The sequence below is a fragment of the Bacillus sp. NEAU-Y102 genome (assembly GCF_054788175.1).
In genome coordinates this window covers 128,726-151,444 of record NZ_JBTWFK010000011.1, presented here as the reverse complement: position 1 = coordinate 151,444, position 22,719 = coordinate 128,726, and the positions used below count along the sequence as shown (strand labels likewise).

The 22,719-nt window shown below is 34.6% G+C and carries 28 protein-coding genes; 23 read left to right on the top strand and 5 right to left on the bottom strand.

Going from position 1 to position 22,719, the window contains the following annotated elements; genetic code table 11:
• Positions 1-66: 66 nt before the first annotated feature.
• The 3 genes from ACYFX0_RS24535 to ACYFX0_RS24525 all read left to right on the top strand — a co-directional run bounded on the left by ACYFX0_RS24535 (position 67) and on the right by ACYFX0_RS24525 (position 2,074).
• On the top strand, positions 67-732 hold the full coding sequence (locus ACYFX0_RS24535; RefSeq protein WP_106081942.1) for a nucleoside/nucleotide kinase family protein: 666 nt from the start codon (positions 67-69) through the stop codon (positions 730-732).
• A 123-nt stretch (positions 733-855) separates the two neighbouring features.
• A complete protein-coding gene (locus tag ACYFX0_RS24530) occupies positions 856-1,680 on the top strand; it encodes a DUF2785 domain-containing protein (RefSeq protein ID WP_106081943.1) in 825 nt (274 codons plus the stop codon).
• Between the two features lie 79 nt (positions 1,681-1,759).
• A complete protein-coding gene (locus ACYFX0_RS24525; RefSeq protein WP_000368862.1) occupies positions 1,760-2,074 on the top strand; it encodes a DUF3892 domain-containing protein in 315 nt (104 codons plus the stop codon).
• An 86-nt stretch (positions 2,075-2,160) separates the two neighbouring features.
• On the opposite strand, the gene ACYFX0_RS24520 is transcribed toward ACYFX0_RS24525, so the two are convergent.
• Both ACYFX0_RS24520 and pdxR read right to left on the bottom strand, forming a co-directional pair.
• Complete coding sequence (locus ACYFX0_RS24520) at positions 2,161-2,601, bottom strand: YaiI/YqxD family protein (RefSeq protein ID WP_000708771.1); 441 nt, start codon at positions 2,599-2,601, stop codon at positions 2,161-2,163.
• A gap of 70 nt (positions 2,602-2,671) precedes the next feature.
• Entirely contained in the window at positions 2,672-4,123 is a 1,452-nt protein-coding gene (gene pdxR, locus ACYFX0_RS24515; protein WP_000454934.1) for a MocR-like pyridoxine biosynthesis transcription factor PdxR, read from the bottom strand.
• 124 nt (positions 4,124-4,247) lie between these two features.
• Here pdxR and ACYFX0_RS24510 point away from each other — a divergent pair, with 124 nt between their 5' ends.
• A complete protein-coding gene (locus ACYFX0_RS24510; RefSeq protein WP_000832991.1) occupies positions 4,248-5,159 on the top strand; it encodes a DMT family transporter in 912 nt (303 codons plus the stop codon).
• Positions 5,160-5,192: 33 nt separating this feature from the next.
• Here ACYFX0_RS24510 and ACYFX0_RS24505 read toward each other — a convergent pair whose 3' ends face one another.
• Positions 5,193-5,645, bottom strand: coding sequence for an NUDIX hydrolase (locus ACYFX0_RS24505; RefSeq protein WP_000624007.1), 453 nt, complete (start codon positions 5,643-5,645; stop codon positions 5,193-5,195).
• 96 nt (positions 5,646-5,741) lie between these two features.
• Here ACYFX0_RS24505 and ACYFX0_RS24500 point away from each other — a divergent pair, with 96 nt between their 5' ends.
• The 9 genes from ACYFX0_RS24500 (at position 5,742) to ACYFX0_RS24460 (ending at position 13,387) form a co-directional block, all read left to right on the top strand.
• On the top strand, positions 5,742-6,149 hold the full coding sequence (locus tag ACYFX0_RS24500; protein ID WP_016081101.1) for a DUF3980 domain-containing protein: 408 nt from the start codon (positions 5,742-5,744) through the stop codon (positions 6,147-6,149).
• 17 nt (positions 6,150-6,166) lie between these two features.
• Positions 6,167-6,637, top strand: a complete 471-nt coding sequence (locus ACYFX0_RS24495; protein ID WP_106081944.1) for a GNAT family N-acetyltransferase — start codon at positions 6,167-6,169, stop codon at positions 6,635-6,637.
• Between the two features lie 48 nt (positions 6,638-6,685).
• On the top strand, positions 6,686-7,576 hold the full coding sequence (locus ACYFX0_RS24490) for an AraC family transcriptional regulator (protein WP_106081945.1): 891 nt from the start codon (positions 6,686-6,688) through the stop codon (positions 7,574-7,576).
• 23 nt (positions 7,577-7,599) lie between these two features.
• Entirely contained in the window at positions 7,600-8,547 is a 948-nt protein-coding gene (locus ACYFX0_RS24485; protein WP_106081946.1) for a serine hydrolase domain-containing protein, read from the top strand.
• A 207-nt stretch (positions 8,548-8,754) separates the two neighbouring features.
• Positions 8,755-9,123 carry a hypothetical protein gene (locus tag ACYFX0_RS24480; protein WP_016091180.1) on the top strand — a complete coding sequence of 123 codons (369 nt, stop codon included), beginning with the start codon at positions 8,755-8,757 and terminating at the stop codon, positions 9,121-9,123.
• A gap of 65 nt (positions 9,124-9,188) precedes the next feature.
• Positions 9,189-10,274 carry an FtsX-like permease family protein gene (locus tag ACYFX0_RS24475; RefSeq protein WP_106081947.1) on the top strand — a complete coding sequence of 362 codons (1,086 nt, stop codon included), beginning with the start codon at positions 9,189-9,191 and terminating at the stop codon, positions 10,272-10,274.
• Between the two features lie 2 nt (positions 10,275-10,276).
• Positions 10,277-11,542 (top strand): ABC transporter permease, encoded by a 1,266-nt coding sequence (locus tag ACYFX0_RS24470; RefSeq protein WP_179865925.1) that lies wholly within the window; start codon positions 10,277-10,279, stop codon positions 11,540-11,542.
• Entirely contained in the window at positions 11,542-12,207 is a 666-nt protein-coding gene (locus ACYFX0_RS24465; RefSeq protein WP_098096397.1) for an ABC transporter ATP-binding protein, read from the top strand. The genes ACYFX0_RS24470 and ACYFX0_RS24465 overlap by 1 nt, the downstream gene beginning before the upstream one ends.
• A 142-nt stretch (positions 12,208-12,349) precedes the next feature.
• Positions 12,350-13,387: an SDR family oxidoreductase gene (locus ACYFX0_RS24460; protein WP_106081948.1), complete on the top strand. Its 1,038-nt coding sequence runs from the start codon at positions 12,350-12,352 to the stop codon at positions 13,385-13,387.
• Between the two features lie 59 nt (positions 13,388-13,446).
• Here ACYFX0_RS24460 and ACYFX0_RS24455 read toward each other — a convergent pair whose 3' ends face one another.
• Positions 13,447-14,238 (bottom strand): DUF4240 domain-containing protein, encoded by a 792-nt coding sequence (locus ACYFX0_RS24455; RefSeq protein ID WP_000449117.1) that lies wholly within the window; start codon positions 14,236-14,238, stop codon positions 13,447-13,449.
• 193 nt (positions 14,239-14,431) lie between these two features.
• Between ACYFX0_RS24455 and ACYFX0_RS24450 the strand changes: the two genes are divergently transcribed.
• Both ACYFX0_RS24450 and ACYFX0_RS24445 read left to right on the top strand, forming a co-directional pair.
• Positions 14,432-14,899, top strand: a complete 468-nt coding sequence (locus tag ACYFX0_RS24450; protein WP_000366230.1) for an NUDIX hydrolase — start codon at positions 14,432-14,434, stop codon at positions 14,897-14,899.
• Positions 14,900-15,565, top strand: a complete 666-nt coding sequence (locus ACYFX0_RS24445; RefSeq protein ID WP_142398792.1) for an alpha/beta hydrolase — start codon at positions 14,900-14,902, stop codon at positions 15,563-15,565. It begins immediately after the preceding gene.
• 45 nt (positions 15,566-15,610) lie between these two features.
• On the opposite strand, the gene ACYFX0_RS24440 is transcribed toward ACYFX0_RS24445, so the two are convergent.
• Positions 15,611-17,554, bottom strand: coding sequence for an elongation factor G (locus ACYFX0_RS24440; RefSeq protein WP_106081949.1), 1,944 nt, complete (start codon positions 17,552-17,554; stop codon positions 15,611-15,613).
• A gap of 262 nt (positions 17,555-17,816) precedes the next feature.
• On the opposite strand from ACYFX0_RS24440, the gene ACYFX0_RS24435 reads away from it, so the two are divergent.
• The 8 genes from ACYFX0_RS24435 (at position 17,817) to ACYFX0_RS24400 (ending at position 22,504) form a co-directional block, all read left to right on the top strand.
• On the top strand, positions 17,817-18,245 hold the full coding sequence (locus ACYFX0_RS24435; RefSeq protein ID WP_000204172.1) for a MarR family winged helix-turn-helix transcriptional regulator: 429 nt from the start codon (positions 17,817-17,819) through the stop codon (positions 18,243-18,245).
• Positions 18,246-18,263: 18 nt separating this feature from the next.
• A complete protein-coding gene (locus tag ACYFX0_RS24430; protein WP_000185395.1) occupies positions 18,264-18,902 on the top strand; it encodes a nitroreductase family protein in 639 nt (212 codons plus the stop codon).
• A 46-nt stretch (positions 18,903-18,948) separates the two neighbouring features.
• On the top strand, positions 18,949-19,242 hold the full coding sequence (locus ACYFX0_RS24425; RefSeq protein WP_000583807.1) for a putative quinol monooxygenase: 294 nt from the start codon (positions 18,949-18,951) through the stop codon (positions 19,240-19,242).
• A 212-nt stretch (positions 19,243-19,454) separates the two neighbouring features.
• Positions 19,455-19,730, top strand: coding sequence for a TIGR04197 family type VII secretion effector (locus ACYFX0_RS24420; protein ID WP_000503639.1), 276 nt, complete (start codon positions 19,455-19,457; stop codon positions 19,728-19,730).
• 40 nt (positions 19,731-19,770) lie between these two features.
• Entirely contained in the window at positions 19,771-20,133 is a 363-nt protein-coding gene (locus ACYFX0_RS24415; protein ID WP_017763327.1) for a DUF3958 family protein, read from the top strand.
• Positions 20,130-21,581, top strand: a complete 1,452-nt coding sequence (locus tag ACYFX0_RS24410; protein WP_106081950.1) for a T7SS effector LXG polymorphic toxin — start codon at positions 20,130-20,132, stop codon at positions 21,579-21,581. Before ACYFX0_RS24415 ends, ACYFX0_RS24410 begins: the two co-directional genes overlap by 4 nt.
• Positions 21,582-21,593: 12 nt before the next feature.
• Complete coding sequence (locus ACYFX0_RS24405) at positions 21,594-22,121, top strand: hypothetical protein (RefSeq protein WP_001278747.1); 528 nt, start codon at positions 21,594-21,596, stop codon at positions 22,119-22,121.
• Between the two features lie 299 nt (positions 22,122-22,420).
• Positions 22,421-22,504 (top strand): hypothetical protein, encoded by an 84-nt coding sequence (locus tag ACYFX0_RS24400; protein WP_187299006.1) that lies wholly within the window; start codon positions 22,421-22,423, stop codon positions 22,502-22,504.
• The last annotated feature ends 215 nt before the right edge of the window (positions 22,505-22,719 follow it).

Here is a 22,719-nt window from a genome sequence, read left to right as displayed (position 1 = left end):
ACAAATAGCGACATAAGTTATAACTCATAATTATATTATGTAAACCGATTGTGTGGAGGCAATATCATGAACCGAAAACAACAAATCAAAAAAATTGCAGATCATATTTTAAAGCTAAACTTAACCCATCCAACAAGAGTTGGAGTAAGTGGTATTACAGCGTCGGGAAAAACAACATTTGCAAACGAACTAGCGGAAGAAATAAAAAAACGAGGATTACCAGTAACACGCGCCAGCATTGATGATTTTCATAATCCGAGAGCAATTCGATACGCGCAAGGAAAAGAATCTGCAAGAGGGTATTATGAAGATGCACACGATTATACAGCTTTCAAAGAAAGATTATTAAAGCCTTTAGGGCCTAACGGGAATTTACAATATGATACGATTTCTCATAACTTAATAACGGATATACCTGTCCATAATGGGCAGCTATTGGCTCAACCTAATATGGTACTAATAGTAGATGGGACGTTTCTATTGAAAAAAGACGTAGAGCATTTATTTGACTATAAAATTTTCGTAGATACAGATTTTGAGATTGCGAGAAAACGTGGTGCAAAGCGCGAGACTGAGGCTTTTGGAAGTTATGAAGAAGCTGAGAAAATGTTTTTAAACAGATATCATGCGGCCTGTAAGATGTATATAGATGAGCATAATCCGAAAGAGTGTGCGGATGTTGTATTTCAGAATAGTGATTTAGGAAATCCAGAAGTTATATTTCATGAATGAGCGTATTACATAATCAGAAATATATGTATAGCCTTTTGTTTATTGTTATAATTAAATTAATTTTATGAAGCAAATAAAAGGGGATAAGACAATAAAAAACGCAAAAAGGGGACAAGAAATATAATGAATGAAGTACTAGAACTAAAAGAAGAACTACTACAAATTAAAAATAATAATTATGCTGTACCAGAAGACGTAGATGCTTATCCATATGCACAGTGGATGTTAGATTATATCGGGTCAACTGATGCTGAATTACGCGATGATTTAATTTATAGTACGCTTCACAAATGGATTACAAATGATGTGTTTAGACAAAAAGAATTACGAGGATTAATGCTGCAAGCAATTAGCCCTGATTATTTATTTTATAAAATTGGTGAAAAGGGAACAGATTCTGTCTTTAAACGTGCGTTCTCTGTATTAATTCCGCCGCTTATTTTATCTGTTCATGAAAGAGAACCACTGTTATCTGAAGAACAGCTGTATAGTGTGGCAGAACAAGTACTAGAATATGTATATTTAGAAGAAGATGTAAGAGGATACGTAGAAGGAAAAGGCTGGGCACACTCTACTGCACATGCAGCAGATGCGCTCGATGCTTTAGCACGTACAATCCAAAATCGTGAGTTTTCATATGCGATTCTTGCAGCTGTTCGTCAGAAGGTTCGATTAAGTGATTACGTGTATGTGCACTTTGAAGATGAGAGGTTAGTAAAGCCGATTATGTCTTTACGTAACCAAAATCTTTTAACTGAAGAAGAGTGGAGCAATTGGCTACATAGTATAGCAACGGTTGAAGATATCCGACATCCGCAGCATGCTATTTTAGTACAAAATATTAGAACTTTCTTAAGAAGTTTTTATTTCAGAGTTTTAGAGACAGAAGGTAGTACAGCCTTTACAGAGGATATATTGGAGACTTTGAAAGGGTTGCGTAGGTATTAAAAATACGTTTTTCTAAGAGAAAAGTACATAAAACCACTACCTCCCAACCATACTAAAAAATGTGTTGGAGGTGAATGTTATGGACAATAAAGACTTTGAAAAAGTTTATAATGATTACTTACATCAAGGAGAAGAACAAGCTCAATTTGAAGTAGACCATGAAGTTAATTCAGGAGCAGAACAAATTGTTGCTGTTCGTAAAAATGATGATGGTGATTTAATTGCGTTTAAAACAAGTAGCGGGAGAGAGTTAGATTATATGACTGCCCTTGAAGAAGCAAAATCAGGGAAGTTAGCTCATGTAGACGTATTTCATAAGTATGGCAGAGATATTATACGTAGTGAACCTGATGGAATAAAGGAAAATAACTTAGATAATTTACCTTCATTTTAAACGGGTAAACCTCAAGAAGAGAATGTTCATTTGGATATTCTCTTCTTTGTGTTGCGAAGTTTTCCTTGCGAAAAGAAGGTTCATCTTTAATGAGCGATCATACTTTTAAAGAGTGCTCTAAATTTCTCTTTATCTTCTGCTGTAAATGGTTTCGGTCCCTTTGTACGCTTACCGCTTTTGCGAACCATTGCACTTAAATACCGTGTTTGTAACAATTGTTCAATGTTGTCATTCGTATACTTATAGCCTTTATGGTGTAGTACGATACAGCCTTTTGCTAAAGCGAGTGAAGCAAGACCGTAATCTTGCGTTACGATTAAATCTTCTTTTTTTGCTAACTGCATAATCCGGTAATCTGCAGCATCTGCTCCAGAATCAACATAAATTGTTTCGACACCTTTTGGCTGCTCTGCATTAGAATAATGTGAAAAGCTAGTAACGAGGGTAACAGGAATTTCCACATTCGTAGCCTCAAAAATAATTACATCTTTTACAGGACAAGCATCTGCATCAACGTAAATCTTCATTTTATCACTCCTATAAATAGGTTCGAGTTGATAATAATGGTAGATTTAGGTTTTGTCAAACGAGAAAGCTTTATTTAAAGTTATTTTCACATACCAAAATAGCCTCGCGTAAACGAGAAATACCTTCCTCAATTTGATCAATATCCACTTTTCCATAAGATAAACGTATATAACCATCTTTCGCACCGAAAATACTACCTGGCATAAAAGCAATTTCTTGTTTTAAACTTTGCATAATGATTTGTTTTTCGTTTATAGGTTCTTTTAATTTCCCCCAAATGTATATACCACCAGTAGGGTTTGAAAAAGAGATTTTATCATGAAGTTGCTCGTTTAGGGCACGAACGATAACGTCTCTTTTTTCTGCTAGTTGTTTTCGTAACGGTACGATATGAGACTGAAATGGTACAGTTTCAAAAAATTGTTGCATAAGCCACTGCGGGAAAATACTCATTCCTAATTCCATTTGGTGCCGTGCATCTGATAATCGCTCTACGACAGACTGCGGGGCGACAAGCCAACCGACTCGTAATCCTGGCGCAATCATTTTTGATAAAGAATGTACATAAATGACAGTTCCATTTTCATCTATTGATTTCAAAGTAGGACAAGGTTGTTTCTTTTCTAGCGTCAGCAAACTAGATGGATCATCTTCAACGATTGCAATTCGTAAATCTGCGCAAAGTGATAATAGTTTTTTTCTACGGTTTGGATGAAGCATCGTCCCCGTAGGGTTTTGGAAATTTGGATTTAAAAAAATCATTTTAATGCGGTGCTTTCTGTATAGCTCTTGTACATCGTCTGGATTAATGCCGTGTTCATCGACAGGTAATGGGAAAATACGAATACCTGCTGATTGGAATAACGGCAGGGAATAACAGTGTGAAGGACTTTCGAAAGCAACAGCATCACCTGGATTTAATAAACATTGCACGATAAGGTGCAGTGCTTGTTGAGCGCCGGATGTAATCATAATGGATTGTTCAGTCGCCTCAACTTTTAAATATTCCTTCATATATTTTACGACCGCTTGTCTTAGCGGGAGATAGCCTTGCGGATGATCGTAACTTAATGAATGCGTTAACGGTTGTTCACGTAAAATCGTTTGTAGTTGATCGTGAGGATAAAGATTACAACCGAGTTCTCCATTAGCGAAATCTATAATATTTTCATTTTGTTGTACTTCTGCCCGAATATGGCGAAGTAGTGGTAAGTTTGGTAAAAAAGTACCACCTTCTACGAAATTTCTCCAGTTCGGCGTTAATGTTGGAGAAACGCCCCACATATGTGTACTCACACGTGTACCTTTACCAGTCGTACTTTCTACAATTCCCATAGCACGAAGTTCATTATAAGCAGTCGTTACTGTACTTCTGTTTACATTTAACTGCGTAGCTAATTTCCGTTCTGAAGGGAGGAAGCTTCCTGGAGGAAGTTCTCCATATGTAATACGTTTTTCAATAAAGTCAACCACTTGCTGATAAATAGGGATTTTACTGTCACTATCTAGCTTCCATTCCATACAAACGCCTCCGTATCTCTTATATACATTAAGTATAACAAATTGGCTGGGTAAAAAAACAGCCAATTGGACGGTGCTATATCCAGCCAATTTTACTATGCTAAATATGGAAGGGGAGATTCGGATGAAAAGATGGCAAATGGAATGGCTCCTAGTATCAGTAGCGTTAGTATGGGGAGCAAATTATACAATAGGAAAGTATGGCGTGGCATATATGTCATCCATTCAATTTAATAGTTTACGATTTTTAGTAGCATCACCGGTCTTATTACTTATTACATTTATGATGGAACGCTCATTACGTATTGAAAGAAAAGATTGGTTACGATTAGTAGTAGTCGGTATCGTTGGTACAGCAATGTATCAAACGATGTTTATGTTATCTGTGAAATATACTTCAGCAACGAACGCCTCATTATTAATTGCGATGTCACCTATATTTACAGGGATATTAGCAGTATTGCACAAACAAGAACGTTTTTCGATGAAAGTACAAATTGGTTCAATAGTAGCGTTTATTGGTGCAGCATTTGTTTTATTAACAGGACATACAGGAGGAGCTACTTACGAATATGCGTGGCTCGGAAATGTAATTGGATTAGTCGCAGCAATTGCGTGGGGATGGTATCCAATATTAGCGCAACCTCTTATTACAAAATACTCCGCAATGAGAGTTACATCATGGTCTACTTTAATTGGAATTGTACCACTTGTTATATACTGTTTATTCAACGTAAACTCTTTAACATGGCCAGTAGATACGCCAAGCTGGGGTTCACTAGCATATTCAATCATCTTTGCGACCATCTTCGGACTAGCAATGTGGTATGTCGGTATTAGTCAAATAGGCTCAACGAAAGTAATGGTTTATATGTATCTCGTACCATTGTTCGCAGTTATCTTTGCGGCAGTTACAATTGGAGAGCAAATTAATATGATGCAACTCGTTGGCGGACTTATTATCTTCATCGGCTTATATGTTGTAAAAAAAGGTGGAATGAAAAAGCCTGCTTTCAATTTGAAAAAAGTCAGTTAATAGTAAAAATGATCTCTTTCATATAGAAGGAGATCATTTTTGTTTTCGTAATAAAAGTGCTTGTTCAACCGCCCATTTTTGATGATCGTGAATGAGAAGCTTAACAGCAAGTAATGGAGACATCCATCGTAAAACATGATCCTCCCCACAGTTTTCAGTTTGTTTCTGCACCATGTTCGCAATATAAAAGAACCCATCGTTTAAATAATATGTATCTTCTTTCTCTGCATAAAAATATCGTGCCGCATTACCGATATACTGATCAATTTCAATTGCCCATCCTAATTCCTCTAGTAGTTCACGATGTAAGCATTCATCTTTTGTTTCGGTACCTTCCATACCACCACCAGGTAAAAAATAACGGTCTCCTTTTTGGATAACAGCAATCATTGAAGAAGATGAATGGAAAATAACTGCATAACAACTAGGTCTTAATACATAATGAACGGTACGCTTTTTCGAGCCAAACGTAAGTTTTGAAATCATAAAACACGACCTTTCTCTATAAAATACATAAAAGGGATATTAAGGTAAATGCAGAGTGATATAAGTATAATCTTAATAGATTGGAGTGGTAACAACATGATAAATCGAAAATGTTCAAGGTGTAAAGAAATTACAGGTACATTGCACGGTGGTAAAAAAATTAAGGAAGAATTTCTATGTGAGGACTGTTTGCAAAAAGGAATTGCGAGCGGTGAAATCGAATTATCACAAGTGGAGCAAGAACAAACTTCGTATCTTTCTATAAAAATATTAAAAATAATGAGTGTTATCTATTTAATAGCATCTATTTTGATGGCTTTTTCAACTGGTCCATTTATACATAATATAGGATTTGATGAAATATCCATTTCAGGCCCAGAATTAGGTTTAATAAGTATTGTTATGCTAGGTTCTTTATTCCAGTCTGTTCTTGTATTTTGCGGGATATGGGTATTCATCCTTTTAGTAGAAACGGTCATTAAAATTTATGAAAAAATGAAGTGAGTGAGAGGGAGAAACATATGCGAGTAAGAAACATCAAAGGGGAAGATTATGTAAAAATTCATTCTGTTTTAAATGATTGGTGGGACGGGAGAGATATGACTGGCATGTTGCCAAAATTGTTTTTCGTTCACTTTCAAGAAACGAGTTTTATTATTGAAGAAGAGGGAGAAACGTTAGGTTTCTTATGCGGTTTTTTTTCACAAACATATAAAGATGAAGCATACGTTCATTTTATCGGTGTGAATCCGAAGTATAGAAGAAGAGGAATTGCATCGACATTGTATTCTTATTTCTTTGATATTGCTCGTGCAAATAACCGTAAAGTTGTAAAAGCAATCACGTCACCAGTAAATAAAAAATCAATACAGTTTCATAGGGAGATTGGCTTTCGAATTGAGGCTGGGGATGATGAAATAGAGGGTGTATCGGTACATACAAATTATGATGGGAATGGTGGTAGTAGAGTATTATTTTTGAAAAATGTGTAAAAGTAGGCTAGCACAAAGTTAGCCTTTTTGTTGTGAGGAGCTAGAAATATGGAGAGTAAACAAAGTAGAAATGAGTATTTAAGACGCATACATAAGGTTCAAGATTATATAGAATCAAACATAGACAGTTCACTATCCATTGAAAAGCTAGCGGATATAGCAGGATTTTCGAAGTTTCATTTTCATAGAATTTTTAAAGGAATAGTAGACGAGCCGTTATCACGATATGTAAATCGATTGAAGTTAGAAAGGGCAACAAACCTTCTTACATATCGATTGGATATGACGATTACGGATATCGCTTACCATTTTGGTTTCACAGATTCAGCAGTTTTCTCCCGAACATTTAAAAATTATTACGGTGTAAGTCCGTCTCAATATCGAAATGACAATAGCAAGAATTGCAAAGACGTAAGGGGAATTCCTCAATACAATGAATGTAAGAAGGTTCGAGGAAATGTTGAAATTGTAACAGCGGATGATATAAACGTCGCATACACAAGACATATCGGTACATATGGAGAGTTAACGATAGCTTTTCCGGAAATGATAGAGAAAGTATTTCATTACGCAGCTAAACAAAACTATCATGTATTTGATGATACGAAAGTATTAACCATTTACCACGATCATCATGAATTTACTGAGGACTATCATTTAAGAACAAGTTTATGTATAACAATTCCGGATGCGTCCGCAGTAGAAGCGAACGACATAGGAATAATGGTAATACCTTCTGGAAAGTATGCAGTAGGACATTTTGAAATATTTCAAGATGAATATAAAGGGGCATGGGACTTTATATACGGTGAGTGGCTGCAAAATAGCGGATATAAACCGAGAGATTCGTATCCTTTTGAAATGTATAAAAATGACCCAAGACGGCACCCGGAAAAGAAACATATAGTTGATATATATGTACCTATCGAGCCTTTTTAATCATTGATTAAGGGGGAAGAACAATGCAAACTGCTGAAAAGATAGACCGTATTATAAAAGAAGAATACAAAAATATTAATGGTATGTTAGTAGTGCAGAAAGGTAATGTTGTTTTTGAAAATTATTATAATGGTTACAGTCCAGATAATGCGTTTCATGTAGCGTCAGTTACAAAAACGATAATCTCTGCGTTAATTGGGATATGTATAGATAAGGGCTATATAAAAAGTGTTGATCAAAAAGTAATAGAATTTTTCCCGGAATATAACGTTAATTCATCTGAAATAACAGTACGACATCTGTTGACATTGACAGCTCCACATCCTTTCGTAGACTGGCAGGAACCGTTAGAAGAACTATGTACACAACAAGATTGGGTACAGTATACGTTAAATAGGATAGGAAAAGGCGGAGAAATTGGGACTTTTAAGTATTCATCTGCAGGAGCTCATTTATTATCAGCAATCATAACGAGCGCAACAGGAAAAAGTGCCCGTGACTTTGCAAATGAGTACTTATTTCAACCACTCGGTATGAGAGAAATTTCAAACTATAATATGAAGGCATTTGGATTCGATGACCTATTTGGACAAGGTGTGAAAGGATGGGTTCACGATCCAAATGGTATTTCAACAGGCGGCTGGGGACTTACGTTAACAGCTAGAGATATGGCTAAGTTTGGACAGTTGTATTTGAATGAAGGTATTCATAATGGAAAACAAATACTATCAAAATCATGGATAAAAGAATCGACAGAAATGAACCAAAATCAATACGGTTACTTATGGTGGTTACGAGAAGAGGCTGGAATCTTTTCATACTGTGCAATGGGCGATGGTGGGAATTTGATTTGTTGTATTCCGAAGAAGGATTTGGTTGTAGTAATTGCTTCTGAAGTTATGCCGAATGCACGGGATAGATGGGAATTGATTGTGAAATACATTCTTCCTTATACAGGATCAAATAAATAACGGAAGCAAAAAGATGGTGTGAATGGGAGTTTCATACCATCTTTTTCTTTTATGACGGAAAGTTCAGAGCAATGTAAGGGTTGTGTGGAAAATGTAAAAATTAGGATTTTTTAATATGAGATTATTTTTTTTATGTATAATGAGGACAAGGCCTGAAAATACTTAAATATTTAAGTGAATATTTTAAACAAGGGAGATTGAGTTTATATGAAAAACTTACTTCAAAAAACTTTAGCTACTACAGGGCTAACTGCTTGTTTATTAGGTATGGTTTCTTCCGTTTCATTTGCTTCGATTAGTTGGGATTCTTATGGGAAATGGGAAGGGAGCGGAGGAAAGGCTACAGGACACGCCTACACTGCGCAAACAAATGAACCTCATTTTTACAAGATGACTGTAAGGGCTAGCTTTGATGATGGGTCTTCTAAAGAGGCAGAAAAGAATAATGCTAAAATTACAGATCGTGTGAACGTTAAAGTTTCATCCAGAGGGCCAATTACTACTGGTTATTCGGGTCATGAATGGGTAATGAAAGGGGATAGTGCCTACACCTCTAAGGAAATGGTAATTAGATAACAATCAACAAAAACCGTGAAAAAGGATAAATACCTTTTTCGCGGTTTTTAAAATGAGGAGGATATATGAATCTAGTATTAAAAGAAATAGTGGTAAACAAAGCAATATTCATTATGTTATTTATTGCGTTTGTATTGACAATATGGCCGATACTTATAGCAATGTCGACGAAAGATTATTATGATGAGAAATTTTATGATAGAAAGAATGGTTATTTTAATTATTACTATTCCGTTCAACTTACTAATATAGGGGAATTAAATTTTAAACAATTTCAGATGTTAGTAGAGACTGATTTTAAAAATGCTAGTGTTATTACAAATGATATTCGTATTACTATTCCGGGTATCGGCCGAGCAACAATGAATGGTCTCCTTAATAAAAATTGGTCTCCACCTTTGCTAAAAGGTTCTCAGATGGAACAAAATGAAGAAAATAGTGTAATAGTCGGGAAGAAAATTTATAAGGATACGGAAACAATAAAACTATTTAATAAGGAATATACAGTTAAAGGTGTAGCTGGAGCAAATACTGGATATGAGTATAATATTAAAATTTACGTCGCTTTAAATGATATGCCAGATGAAGTGAAAAAAATGATCCAAAATGAAAATACATTCCAAATGATCGTTCGTTCTAACGAAAACCCTATAAAGGAAATAAACACTTTCATACAGCATATAAACCAGAACAATAAAGATATAAATGCCAAAGTGATAAGTGAAAAAGAGAATTTTGAGAAAGAAAAAAACTCAAGTAAAGCTGTGAAAGAGTTATTAAGTTTTCCATTTAGGCTTTTTTGTATAGCTTTAATTACCAGTATAGTAGTAAGTTATTATTGGATTTATACGAAGAAAAAAAGTCTTTCGCTAAGGAAATCTTTGGGAGCAAGTAATGTAAATCTTTTTATTTTTATATTTAGTCAATTATTTTTATGTGCAATTACCGCATCAGCCTGTGCGATATGCATACAATGGATTTTTAGCACTTTGAGTGAAAGTATTATAGAGTCTACAAGCTATAGCATTAGTTTACAGCCTACTCATATTGTAATGTGTGTATTTCTTTCACTTAGTATAGCTTTTATCCTCTCTGTTATACCATTTGTATATGTGCTTAAAAGTGAACCTGCTAAAGCATTAAAGGAGTAAAAATGATGAGAATAAAAAGTGCGTTCATAGCATTAAAAAAGAGATTTCTATTTTCGGTACTTCTGCTAATACAAATTACATTTGGATTAGCAACTATAACGAGTTCAATTAATGTATTTTATAATTTACACCATTTAAACGATAAATCCAGCTCAGCATTAAATGTGGATAAAACATATTTAGTTACTTTTGAAAGGATGACAGATAGGTTACAAAGCAATCAATTTAATAAAGAGCAAATTCAAGCGGTTTATAATACAATTCATCAAAATAAAGACGTGATTTCGTATGGTACATACGAGGAGAGTTTAATTGAAATAGAATCAAGTAATAGACCACTTCAAAACAGTATGATTGCTGATTTGAAACATAAAACGTTTCACGATGAAAGACCTACTGTTCAAACAATTGTTGTAGATGAAAATTACTATAAATTATTAGGTTTACATTTAAAACCTAAAGAGGGTTTCTTGCATGAAGATTTTCCCAAAAATAGTGAAGAAAAAACAAAAGTATTAATGGGTTCTTACTTTAAGAAATATTTTCAAGTTGGGGATACAATTAATAATCAATATACAATTATAGGCTTTTTACCAGAGAATAAATTTATCGTAGATAATAATACAACGAACGTTTATTTGAAGTTGGATTACGCAATGATAATGCCTATGTCATCTAATAGATATGAAAATTATGAAGGAATGTTTTTAAGACTGCATCAAAGTACAGTTTTACATTTACGAAAAGATGCAGATGTAAAGAAACTAGAAGAATTAATTCAACTTAAAGGAAACGGCGGTACGTTTCATTTGAAAAATTTAGGTGATGAAATAAATATAGATGTTACTCTTAACAGCTATTCTGAAATACCTCAACTTATAGTAGGAATCTTATTCATTCTATTCTCGATAGTCGGAATGGCAGTAACAACCATCGTTTCTATTTTAATGAGAAAGAGGGAATTTGGTATAAAAATAGTTTTTGGCGAAAGTAAATTTGGAATGTTTATTCAAATTGTTTTAGAAAACATTATTGTAGCAATAGCTGGCTTAGGAATGTCAATAGCTTACTTTTCATGGAGGTATGGGAAGCTGCTGCAAATGTCAAAGGATTTTAAAGCAGTATCGGCATTAGACTTTAAATTGGACATGCCTATATTATTTTTAGTATTTCTTTTCTTATTATTGATCATCATTGTCTCGAATGTAATTGTCTTCTTATTTATTAGAAAACTCGAACCGAAAACATTAATAGGTGGGATGGAATAATGAGTTTAATTGAATTGAAAGACATTAAGAAGGTGTATAGTAACAAGAACCATAATACGTTCGCATTAAACGGTATAAACTTAACGATAAATAAGGGCGAAATTATAGCGATAATGGGTCGATCAGGATCGGGGAAAAGTACGCTATTAAATGTTATAGGGTTAATTGATTTGCCAAATGAGGGTGAATATACGTTAAATGAAAAAACATTAACTGAAATAAGAGCAAATAAAGTTCATAAAACAAGAAATGAAATGATTGGATTTATCTTTCAATATTTTGCATTGTTAAAAGAACATACTGTACTAGATAATGTAGCACTACCACTCACATATAGAAAGCTAAAGCAACGAGAAAGAGAAAATAAGGCGAAGTTCTATTTAGAAAAAGTAGGTTTAAAAGAACATACGCATAAAACACCGGACGAGCTTTCAGGTGGACAACAGCAGCGAGTCGCAATTGCTAGAGCGTTAGTAGGCGAACCAGAAATAATTTTGGCTGATGAACCGACAGGGAATTTAGATAGAAAAACAGGAGAAGAAATTATGGATCTACTATTACAACTGAATGAAGAAGGACGAACGATTATTATTGTAACGCATGATATTGAGGTAGCGAATAAGTGTAATAGAATTATTGAGTTAATTGATGGGGAGATTGTGTAAAGGTAAAGAATGGGCGCTAATAATTACTTTTTATTTTATAGAACTAAGATTATAGTGAAAATCTGCATTCCACCCGTAACTTTTAAGAGCAAAAAATCGTTTAACAAAAGAAAGGATTTTTAATGATGAATGGGGGAGAACCATGAAAATTTTAATACTAGGTGGTACACGATTTTTGGGAAGAGCTGTTGTAGAAGAGGCTTTGAACAGAGGGCATGAAGTTACATTATTTAACCGCGGAACAAACAAAGAAATTTTTCCTGAAGTGGAGCAGCTTATCGGTGACAGAAATGGTGATGTATCAAGTTTAGAAAATCGAAAATGGGATGTTGTCGTGGATACATGTGGGTTTTCTCCGCATCACATTCGGAATACTGGAGATGTCTTAAAAGATAATATAAAACATTATATATTCATCTCAAGCCTTTCCGTATATAAAGATTGGATCCCGCATGACATAAAAGAAGACTATATATTACAACCTGAACCAACGGAAGAGCAAATAAAGGCTGTAGAGAATGGTGAAGTTTCTCCTTATGAGCATTATGGTGCGCTGAAAGTATTATGTGAAAAAGAAGCAGAGAAGTATTGGCCGGGGCGTGTTTTACACGTAAGAGCAGGACTTCTTTCAGGAATGTTCGATTATACAGATCGACTTCCATACTGGATCGGGCGTGTAGCAAAAGGAGGTAAAGTGTTAGTTCCAGGAAGAAAAGACCGTCCAGTACAGATAGTTGATATAAAAGACGTCGCAAACTGGGGACTAAACATGGCAGAAAACAAAAATGCAGGTACATTCAATGTAACAGGTCCGAATTATGATTTGACGATGGAAGAGCTATTAAATACGTGTAAAAAAGTTACGAATAGTGATGCTGAATTCGTTTGGATAGAGGAATCGTTTATGAATGAACATAAAGTGCAGCCTTGGACAGAGATGCCTTTATGGCTTCCAGAAACTTTTTCATTAGAAGGTGAAACGAAGCCGTGGAAAGGTGGATTTTCAATTAGTATTGAAAGTGCTGTTAAAGAAGGACTTACTTTTAGAAGGTTAGAACATAGAGTTACAGATGTGTATGAGTGGATGAAGAGTGTGGACGAATGGGAATTAAAAGCAGGTATTTCAAGGAAAAGAGAAAAGATGTTATTGGATAAGTGGTATGAAATAAAGAGAGTTTAAATAAGAATCTTGTGAAAAAAGGACTCTGTTTATTGCTTAAACAGAGTCCTAATATGAATCTACCACTCAAACGGTTCTTCTCCATACAGTTCCCATAGCTTAGGAAACATCTTTTTTAAACCTTCTTCATCGTCTTCATTCCAGTCAAATTCAAAATCTACATCGTCGAATTCTTCATTAGATAAGACATGGTAAAGTGTAAAGTAAGTATCATCTTCGTCACCAGTTTTTTCTGCATATACAGTGAAACCGAAATATAAAGAAAGTTCTTCTATTTCTGGGACGTCATACTCACTCAAATTTTCTAATACAGGAATTAATCGTTCTGGATCTTCAATACAAGCTTCGTATGTCTCTTTTCCTTGATATAATAACCATCCGCGGAAGTAATCGAAAGTATCATCTGAACAGCCACCCATAATAATATAGGCTGCTGCCCATAAACGGGAGGTATAGGAGTCTTTCAAAAGGCGATGCATATGCGTATCAAAAGCTACAATTTCATGTACTGTACGTTTAGCAAGGTGAGAAGTAAGCCATTCTATTTGTTCTTCTTGGTCCTCACCTTTCGTTTTTGCACGATGAAGTAGCTCCCAAAATTCTTCTTCGGTTATCGTTTTTTCTTTTATGTAATCTTCCCCAGGCAACGGGTCTGTATATCCTTTTTTACGTTTGGAAGCAACTAGTTTATTAGCTTCTTTCATACATTCTTCTTCTGTTTCAAACTCTTTCGCTTTCACACTGCCAGCTGTGCCAATTTTTCCGTAAAACACAACATAGTCTTTTTCTTTCACAACGATTTTCCAAAACTTATTTGATTTCTCAGTTTGCTGGATTAATAACGTTTCCATCCGTACCCCCATAATGTTTTCTAGTGTGCAATATGATTGTAACATATGTATATACACTTGTAATGATGAAAAATAATAGTTTAGAAAATTCAAAAACCATTGAATGGAGTGGATAAATTTAGTAACCTTATTTGTACAGTAATTACATAATTGTTTTGTAATAATTCGATATTTATATAAGGGGGCGTTACGGATGGATCTTACGTTTAAAGTTGAGGAAACATGTTTTAATTACCGCGTTGGAGCAATTTGTAAACATGATAATAAAATACTCATTCTGCAAGGTGACGGTGAAGATTTTTGGTATGTACCCGGCGGTAGAGTAAAAATGCTAGAGAATAGTGAAGATGCATTAAAACGAGAACTTGCGGAAGAGATAGGTGTTCCTATTAAAAGGAAAAGGTTAATATGGTCAGTAGAAAATTTCTTTACACTTTCTGAGCGAAAGTTTCATGAAATTAGTTTTTATTATGAAGTAGAGCTACATGAGTTACCTGCGAGTGGAGCGGATCAATATATTTTGGAAGAAGAGGGTAGAACGTATTTGTTTAGATGGGTGCCAGTAGAAGAACTGCATACATATAACTTACAGCCTGCATTTATAAAAGAGAAAGTAAAGGATGTATCAGTTCACACAGAACATATCGTATTACAAAAGTAAATGTATTCGGAGGGGAAAATGGTGAAGGGAACTAAAAAAGAGGTACATATAAATGACAAAGTAATTTATTACACACATATCGAAAAAGGTTCTAGTACCGTTTGCTTTATGTTTTCAGGTTCAGGATACAATTATGATAAGCCGTTATTTTATTACGCAACGATGTTAATGCTTGAACATAAAATAGATGTTGTACATATTCATTATTCTTATGATGGACAATTAATGAATAAACCAATGGAAGAAGTAACGAAAGTAATGATGGATGATATTAATCCTGTAATAAATGAAGTATTAAAAGATGAGCAATACAACGAGACTATGTTTTTAGGGAAGTCACTCGGAACAATTCCGATTGCAAATGATTTAATGAAGAGAGAAGAATTCGCGCAGTCAAAAATGATACTACTTACACCTTTACTGACGTTTGATACAATTTTTGATTCTATCTTACATAGTCGACACGAAGGGTTTTTAGTTATTGGGGATAAAGATCACCAATACAATGCAGATCAAATTGATCAGTTATATAAAACGAATTTACAGATTGAAGTTGTCAAAAATGCAAATCATTCTGTAAATGTTGGGGGATATGAAACGGAAAATTCAATTGAGGCTATAGCGAAAATAATAGGAGAACTTAAAGAAGTTGTTAGGACAAACTAACCTATTAATACATGCAAAAGAGGTGCGAATTGCACCTCTTTTACTTTAATAAGCCTTCAAAACATGAAGTAAATAATCCTTACGATTCAGCGGATTATAATCAACACGTTTTCGAGTAGGGAAGGGAGCCATAAGCTTTGTGAAACCAGCTGGCTTCGTTGTAAATATGCCTTCTCCTTCTGAAAATGAATGAAGCATGAGTTTAAAATTCTCTGTTTTCGCAACAGGTAATGATCCTGTTAACTGATAAGAATTGTTATTGAATATAGGCTCTGCAAAAGTTGCTGGAACGGCAGCAAGCTTATACATTGCAGTACTAATTGCGTGCTCCGGTACAGTTAATTCAAATTCATTTACTGGTTCATATACATATGTTTCAGCTTGCTTTAAAGCATCCATTAATACGATCGGTGTTAAATTTCTAAAGTCACTCGCTGTTGTAACAGGACTAGCATAACCAGTATGTGTTAACGTGACGATAATATCTGTAACTTCCCATCCATATAATCCTTGTTTTAACGTTTGAAATACCGTATCTTCAATCGCTTTATGAAATGCTAAAGGTAGTGAGCCGAGCTCAACACCTAATTTATATGTTATGCCGCAATTAAGTTCACCACGTTCAACTTTGAATCCGATTGTTGCGTAAAATGGATTCTCTTTTTCACCCATTACTTCAACAGAATTGCCTACGCCAATTGGTTTCTCGATACATACAACTCGCGTATTTGAAAAAGTAACCTGCAAATTATATTTCTCATAAAGTGTTGTTTCAATTACTTCTTTTTGTACCTCACCGAAAAGGCGAATATATAGTTCATTATGAACATCGTCTTTCCAAACTTTAATGAGCGGATCTTCTTCACATAGTTCCATAAGAACAGCGTATAAATCATGAATTTGCTCTTTAGGTACCGCATCAATGGCAGCTTCTATTTGTGGTTCGGCAAAGTGAATATCTTTTATATAATCCGTACGTTCACCGATAATATCACCAATTTTAATATCATTCAGCCCCCACACTTTACAAAACTCACCGCTAGGAACGGTAGAAGTTTGAACGGTATCTCCATTATGAAATAGGCACATTTTTTTTATCTTTTCTTTATGGAATAGAGACTTACTGCGCTGTATATCAACATATTTTCTAACATGTAAGCTACCTGAAAAAACTCTTATATAAGCAACCTTTTCTCCAGAAGGTTCACGTTCAATTTTAAAAACAACACCGGATAATGGTTCCTCTTGTGCCGATGTAAGAGCTGGAATGAGAGCCGGAAGTTTTTCAAGAAGTTCTGTTACGCCCATACCAGTCATTGCTGAACCGAAAAAGATTGGATACACATTCGCTTGCTGTATTTGCTGTTCTAGTTTTTCTCTTAATAGTGCGTCCGGTATTATTTCGTTATTTACATATGATTCAAGTAATGATTCATTAAATGGTGCTAACAGTTCCATACAATCGTCATATGATTTGTATTCAATGATCCGGGCTTCTTTCGTTCCTTCGTTTAGAACAGAGTAGAAGGGGAATGCTTCATTTGAAAGAACCTCTTTTATTTGTTTCATAACTTTTTCACTGTTTGCGCCACTACGATCAATTTTATTAACGAATAAAATAGTCGGTATGTTTAGTTTCTGTAATGTTCGCATTAAAATTTTTGTTTGTGCTTGCACACCTTCAACGGCAGAGATAACTAAAATCGCACCGTCTAGAACGCGGAATGATCGCTCCACTTCAGCGATAAAATCAGCGTGTCCAGGTGTATCAATGACATTTACTTTTACATCATCAATAAAGAAAGAAACGACAGATGCTTTAATCGTAATTCCGCGTTGTCTTTCTAATTCCATTGAGTCAGTTTGTGTATTACCACTATCTACTCGGCCAATTTCTTTAATCACATTCGTTTCATAAAGAATACGCTCAGTCAAACTCGTCTTGCCAGCGTCTACGTGCGCGACAATCCCTATATTTATTGTTGTCATTTGTGAATATCCTCATTTCATTTTCCATTTTCAATTCCTCATTTCTATTTGTATATTGCCGCATTATCAATCACTCTCCAGTTCTTTAAATTAGTATTATAGTGCAATTAACATTATTTGTAACGCTACAAAGCGCCTTAATTTGGAAAAAATAAAATAAAAACAAAATGCTTGCATTCTAAATCGATATAGATTATATTAATTGACATATCAACTATTGATACATCAAACATTTTTATTTTGATTGTAAAGGAGGGTTAATTTGACAAGTTCATGCTCAAAAGAAGCGATTATTTTATATAAATTACACTTTCTAAATAAAGAAGTAAGTTCGAAATTTGAAGGGTGTACGGGTATGAGCCAGTCTCGATTAGAGCTTATACTTCAGTTATATGAAGTAGGTGAAATTAGTCAAAAAGCACTTCAACAAGAAGTGAATATTGATAATGCTGCGATAACGAGGCATTTAAAGCAGCTTGAGGCCAATGAAATGATTGTAAGACGTAAAAATCCAGATGATAACAGAATTACGTTAGTTTCTCTTACTGAAGAGGGACGAAATAAAATTCAAGCATTTCAAGAGGAAAAAGAACGTTTTGCAGCATCTGCATTTAAAGGATTAAGTGAGGAAGAACGCGATAATCTTTTAAATATGTTAAATCACATTCAAGAAAATATAAAAGAATTATAAAAAAGGGAGAATACAACTATGACTAACTCAGTAAAAACAAATGATTTTAACGAAATTTTAACAGGACGTCGTTCAATTCGTAAGTACGATCCTTCAGTGAAAATTAGCAAAGAAGAAATGACAGAAATTCTTACAGAAGCAACACTTGCACCATCTTCAGTAAACATGCAACCATGGAGATTCGTAGTGATTGAAAGTGACGAAGCGAAAGCAACACTTGCGCCACTTGCGAAATTCAATCAATCTCAAGTAGAAACATCTTCAGCAATGATTGCTTTATTTGGTGATTTAAACAACTTTGATAACGCAGAAGAAATTTACGGTACAGCAGTAGAGCGTGGACTTATGCCAGCAGAAGTAAAAGAAGATCAAATGAAAAAACTTTCAACTTACTTCTCTATGGTTACACCAGAAGTAATGAAAGATACAGTATTAATTGACGGTGGTCTTGTAGCGATGCAATTTATGCTAGCAGCTCGTGCTCACGGCTATGACACTTGTCCAATTGGTGGTTTTGAGAAAGATCAAATCGCAGAAGCTTTCGGACTAGATAAAGACCGTCACGTACCAGTTATGTTAATTTCAATCGGAAAAGCTGCTGACAGTGGTTACCAATCAGTACGTCTTCCAATTGAAAAAGTTGCAGAGTGGAAATAATTTTATAAAAGAACTTCAATAAGTGAAAGATGAGAGGGGAAGCACCATGATTATTATTCACGCAATATTTCAAGTAGATCCAGCGAAACAACAAGCATTTTTAGAAGAAATTCGTCCGCTTATTCATAGTTCAAGAGAAGAAAGTGGAAATGTATCTTATGACTTATATAAAGATACAGAAAAAGAAAGTGTTTATACGATGGTAGAAGTATGGAAAGATGAAGCAGCAGTTGCGAGCCATAATACGAGTGAACACTTCACATCTTTCGTTAGTAAAGCAGCACAATTTTTAACTGCTCCGCTTAATATAAAAGCTTATAATGGAGAATTAGTAAAATAATAAGGTAGAAAAAGATGACTTTAGCATATGGCTGAAGTCATCTTTTTTGTATAAGTAGAATCCATTTTGGATTCAGTTATGTTGATTGATAAGTGTTGCTCGTATCCTCAGTAACTGTGGTGAATTGTATGTTAAATTCGAACATTCGGTTTATTGGGAAATTTTTCCGTGTTATAATTTTCTTGTAAATAAAAGGTAGAGGGGAGTAAGTAATGGGAGAATTTCAAAGTAATTTGCATACGGCAACGCAACTTGCAACGAAAATGAGAAATGCTTCAGATAGAATGCAAAGTGCTACTAGTCGCTCTATAAATAAGGCAACGCGTACTACACTATCTGTGAACTTCAAGGCACAAGAAGCAAATCAACAAAATTTACAGATCACGAAACAATTTTGTACTGCTTTTCAACAAACAATTGATAATATCCATTCCGTAGCAAATGAATTTGAGAAAATGGATACAGGACTTCAAAAGACTTTTCAATAATGTAACAACCTACGTAAAGGGGAAAAGGTAGGGAGAAAAGATGAGTCAAGGAATTGAAACGAGAATCAATCAATGTAATCAAAAATTACGAATTATATTTGAAGAACAAAATGAAAACCGAATCGCGCTGCAAAATCAAGAACGAGCTGAGGCTAGTTTTCATAAATGGAAAAATAGAAGTAATCGTTTATTTAACCGAATACTAGAAACTTGGTATGGTGACAAAGAAGCATTTCACTTTTTTACGAATATGCGGCAAGAGATCGGGCAGTATGAAAGAAAACTTACATTCGAATTAGAAAACGAAAAAGAGACGTTGCTTAAAGAAAAACGGCATCTCAGTGAGAAAGAAAACAACCTTTCCTATGAACAGCAGCAACTACAAAGGGAGGCCAATACATGAGTTTAAACATGTATTTGGGAGAAGTACAAAGTCAAACTCAAAGTATGAACGCTATATGTAATGCTACGATTCAAAGTATGGAACAAGCCATTCAATCTATTGATGCCTTTGCGATAGACACAGTATTACAAGGACAAACATACAGTAGTGCAAAAGCCTACCTTGTCCAAACATTTCGGCCATTAGCACAAGGAATCATATGCTTATGTGAAGAATTAATTCGCCAAAACGAAGCATTTCCAAACGATTTTCAAGCAAAAGTTGCTTCAACAGATGTTATCGAACATGAAATAAGACAACAAATACAAGAAATCAATCAATCCATTGCAAGTATAGAAGCAATAGAAGTACTTACACCAATGCCTGGAGTAGACGCAATTATTGCAGTCTTAATTGCAATGAGAAAAAAACTAGAAGAAAAACTAGAGCGTCTACATGAATTCAATCATTCATCCAGCAACAACTACAGCACCGCCCTCCAATTAGCCGCTAGCATCACAGCCGGACTCGCTGAAGTGCAAAGCGGGAAAGGATTTAGTCCTGTGAGTGGGACGTTTAGTACACAAGGGTTGAATATGGATTGGGTGAGTTCGATTCAGGGGATTATAGAAGAACAAGCTCGTCAAACCGAGATGAAACAAATTACTTTGCAAAAACAACAATTTAACTTACAAGAGCGGGAAGACAATAGATCATGGCATGAAAAAACAGCCATTTATGCGCAAACATTTTTGCATGGAGTTATCGAATTTTTTCAAGGTGCTGGTGATGCAGCACTAGAAAACTTTTTTGGACTACAACCACATGAGAATGATAAATTAGAAAGTAAGACAACTTATCAAGCTGGAAGGTTGGCTGGAAATGTTATATCAATAGCCGGGTCCATTGTAGAAATGTTTGAAGGTATCTCGCTCATAGGCGGATCTAATTTCTTAACTATCGTGGCAGAAGTAGGAACTGGCGGGTTAGCGTCACCAATTGTTATTCCATTAGATATAGCAGCAACAGCTACTGGTGCAAGTCTTTTTGTACATGGTGGATTTGTTTGGAATAAATCGATTCAAAATACTAAGGATACTATTCAAAAAATCCAGTCTTCTGGTGGAGGTAAGGGTGCCAGTGTAGCAGGGCACATTGGAAAAAATGATAAACTAGCAAGTCAAGGACATGTTGATGCTGGCGTTTCGGGTGCTCCAAAAGTTGATGCAGGAAAACAGGGTAAACATGTTCCTGGTCATGGGAATAATGTCTCAACCAAATCGCAGTGGGGAGCAGGGAAAAATGGGGTAGTAGAGACACAAGAAGCATGGGTGAAAGGAACACTAGTAAAGCCAGATGGAAGTGTTAGAGTGCATGATTTTGGAAAACCAATAGGTCCAAATGGAGAAACGAGGGTAAAGGTTCATATGGATGGTAAAGGAAATATACATGGATACCCTGTACAATAAAGGAGAATAATTATGAGTGATGAGATACTAAAAGTTGTTAATAAATTATATAAACAAGGTGATTTCCAATATGTTTTGGGGAAATTTGTTGATAAACATTTTTGGGATGGAGAAATTAATAAAATATCAAATATAAATGTTGATAATATTACTGATTTTAGTTATTCATCATGTTTTTCTTACATTCTTCTACCACTAGATGTGAAATTTCGTTTTGGTAGTGTAGAATTCAGTGAGTACGTTCGGAAGCAATCAGAAATTAATTGTGTAATGCTAATGATTTCGGCAATCGCGCCATATGCAGTGGTTAAATATTTAAGATATAGATACACTAATGGTACAATCGAGCTAGTTGAAGAGTCCTCGCCATACAATGATGAATCTAAGAAAATAGGAAGTAGTATTTTAAAATTATTAGATAGTAACGGTATAAAGAATCTTGATAAAGAAACGCTAAGTATTGAAGTGGAGGATGTTTCGTTAGAGTTAAAGGAAACAGGTGTTACTATATATAATTGTTTATTTGAAGATGAGTATTAAAAAGAAGCATTAATGATTGTGCAGAAACCAAAGAAGGGATACAAATAATAGAGGTAGATTAGTAGTTGTTAAGAAGTAATTACAGTTCGAAAATGTAGCTGGTTATTTGAAAAGCCATTTAAAAGTCTGATTAATGTTATTTTGTGTAATAATAATAATAATACAAAATCTTATGAATTCATAAAAAGCACTTGTTAGAGCAATGGTATGTTGGGCATAATAATATGGGATGGTATGAATGCCATAAACATTAAGAAAAATTATATTTTGGTTATTGGAGTTTTGAAAGTGGAGCAATTATGAAAAATTTAGGATTAGATGATAGTATATTAAAAGATATTTCTTATTATCCTTATGACATGGTTCATTTTAAGAATGAATAAATTCTCTATGCGAAAAAATAATATTAGTACAAAGAGATAATTATTATTAAAATAATCAAAAAAATATTTAATTACGCTTGTAACAGAAATATGTACTTATAGCACTTGATTGTCGACTAAAGGCAACAAGTGCTTTTTATTTAGGGTATGGTTCAAGTTGATAAAGTAGCAGAGAGCGTTATGTTGCTAGAGACTTAAATGAAAATCAATTAAAA

Coding starts and splice junctions, on each gene's coding strand:
- ACYFX0_RS24485 (WP_106081946.1), top strand. CDS start 7,600: ATGCAAACTGCTGAAAAGATAGACCGTATTATAAAAGAAGAATACAAA.
- ACYFX0_RS24510 (WP_000832991.1), top strand. CDS start 4,248: ATGAAAAGATGGCAAATGGAATGGCTCCTAGTATCAGTAGCGTTAGTA.
- ACYFX0_RS24490 (WP_106081945.1), top strand. CDS start 6,686: ATGGAGAGTAAACAAAGTAGAAATGAGTATTTAAGACGCATACATAAG.
- ACYFX0_RS24430 (WP_000185395.1), top strand. CDS start 18,264: ATGACTAACTCAGTAAAAACAAATGATTTTAACGAAATTTTAACAGGA.
- pdxR (WP_000454934.1), bottom strand. CDS start 4,123: ATGGAATGGAAGCTAGATAGTGACAGTAAAATCCCTATTTATCAGCAA.
- ACYFX0_RS24500 (WP_016081101.1), top strand. CDS start 5,742: ATGATAAATCGAAAATGTTCAAGGTGTAAAGAAATTACAGGTACATTG.
- ACYFX0_RS24445 (WP_142398792.1), top strand. CDS start 14,900: ATGTATTCGGAGGGGAAAATGGTGAAGGGAACTAAAAAAGAGGTACAT.
- ACYFX0_RS24475 (WP_106081947.1), top strand. CDS start 9,189: ATGAATCTAGTATTAAAAGAAATAGTGGTAAACAAAGCAATATTCATT.
- ACYFX0_RS24520 (WP_000708771.1), bottom strand. CDS start 2,601: ATGAAGATTTACGTTGATGCAGATGCTTGTCCTGTAAAAGATGTAATT.
- ACYFX0_RS24405 (WP_001278747.1), top strand. CDS start 21,594: ATGAGTGATGAGATACTAAAAGTTGTTAATAAATTATATAAACAAGGT.
- ACYFX0_RS24440 (WP_106081949.1), bottom strand. CDS start 17,554: ATGACAACAATAAATATAGGGATTGTCGCGCACGTAGACGCTGGCAAG.
- ACYFX0_RS24535 (WP_106081942.1), top strand. CDS start 67: ATGAACCGAAAACAACAAATCAAAAAAATTGCAGATCATATTTTAAAG.
- ACYFX0_RS24495 (WP_106081944.1), top strand. CDS start 6,167: ATGCGAGTAAGAAACATCAAAGGGGAAGATTATGTAAAAATTCATTCT.
- ACYFX0_RS24525 (WP_000368862.1), top strand. CDS start 1,760: ATGGACAATAAAGACTTTGAAAAAGTTTATAATGATTACTTACATCAA.
- ACYFX0_RS24425 (WP_000583807.1), top strand. CDS start 18,949: ATGATTATTATTCACGCAATATTTCAAGTAGATCCAGCGAAACAACAA.
- ACYFX0_RS24505 (WP_000624007.1), bottom strand. CDS start 5,645: ATGATTTCAAAACTTACGTTTGGCTCGAAAAAGCGTACCGTTCATTAT.
- ACYFX0_RS24460 (WP_106081948.1), top strand. CDS start 12,350: ATGAAAATTTTAATACTAGGTGGTACACGATTTTTGGGAAGAGCTGTT.
- ACYFX0_RS24470 (WP_179865925.1), top strand. CDS start 10,277: ATGATGAGAATAAAAAGTGCGTTCATAGCATTAAAAAAGAGATTTCTA.
- ACYFX0_RS24420 (WP_000503639.1), top strand. CDS start 19,455: ATGGGAGAATTTCAAAGTAATTTGCATACGGCAACGCAACTTGCAACG.
- ACYFX0_RS24455 (WP_000449117.1), bottom strand. CDS start 14,238: ATGGAAACGTTATTAATCCAGCAAACTGAGAAATCAAATAAGTTTTGG.
- ACYFX0_RS24400 (WP_187299006.1), top strand. CDS start 22,421: ATGAAAAATTTAGGATTAGATGATAGTATATTAAAAGATATTTCTTAT.
- ACYFX0_RS24530 (WP_106081943.1), top strand. CDS start 856: ATGAATGAAGTACTAGAACTAAAAGAAGAACTACTACAAATTAAAAAT.
- ACYFX0_RS24450 (WP_000366230.1), top strand. CDS start 14,432: ATGGATCTTACGTTTAAAGTTGAGGAAACATGTTTTAATTACCGCGTT.
- ACYFX0_RS24465 (WP_098096397.1), top strand. CDS start 11,542: ATGAGTTTAATTGAATTGAAAGACATTAAGAAGGTGTATAGTAACAAG.
- ACYFX0_RS24410 (WP_106081950.1), top strand. CDS start 20,130: ATGAGTTTAAACATGTATTTGGGAGAAGTACAAAGTCAAACTCAAAGT.
- ACYFX0_RS24480 (WP_016091180.1), top strand. CDS start 8,755: ATGAAAAACTTACTTCAAAAAACTTTAGCTACTACAGGGCTAACTGCT.
- ACYFX0_RS24415 (WP_017763327.1), top strand. CDS start 19,771: ATGAGTCAAGGAATTGAAACGAGAATCAATCAATGTAATCAAAAATTA.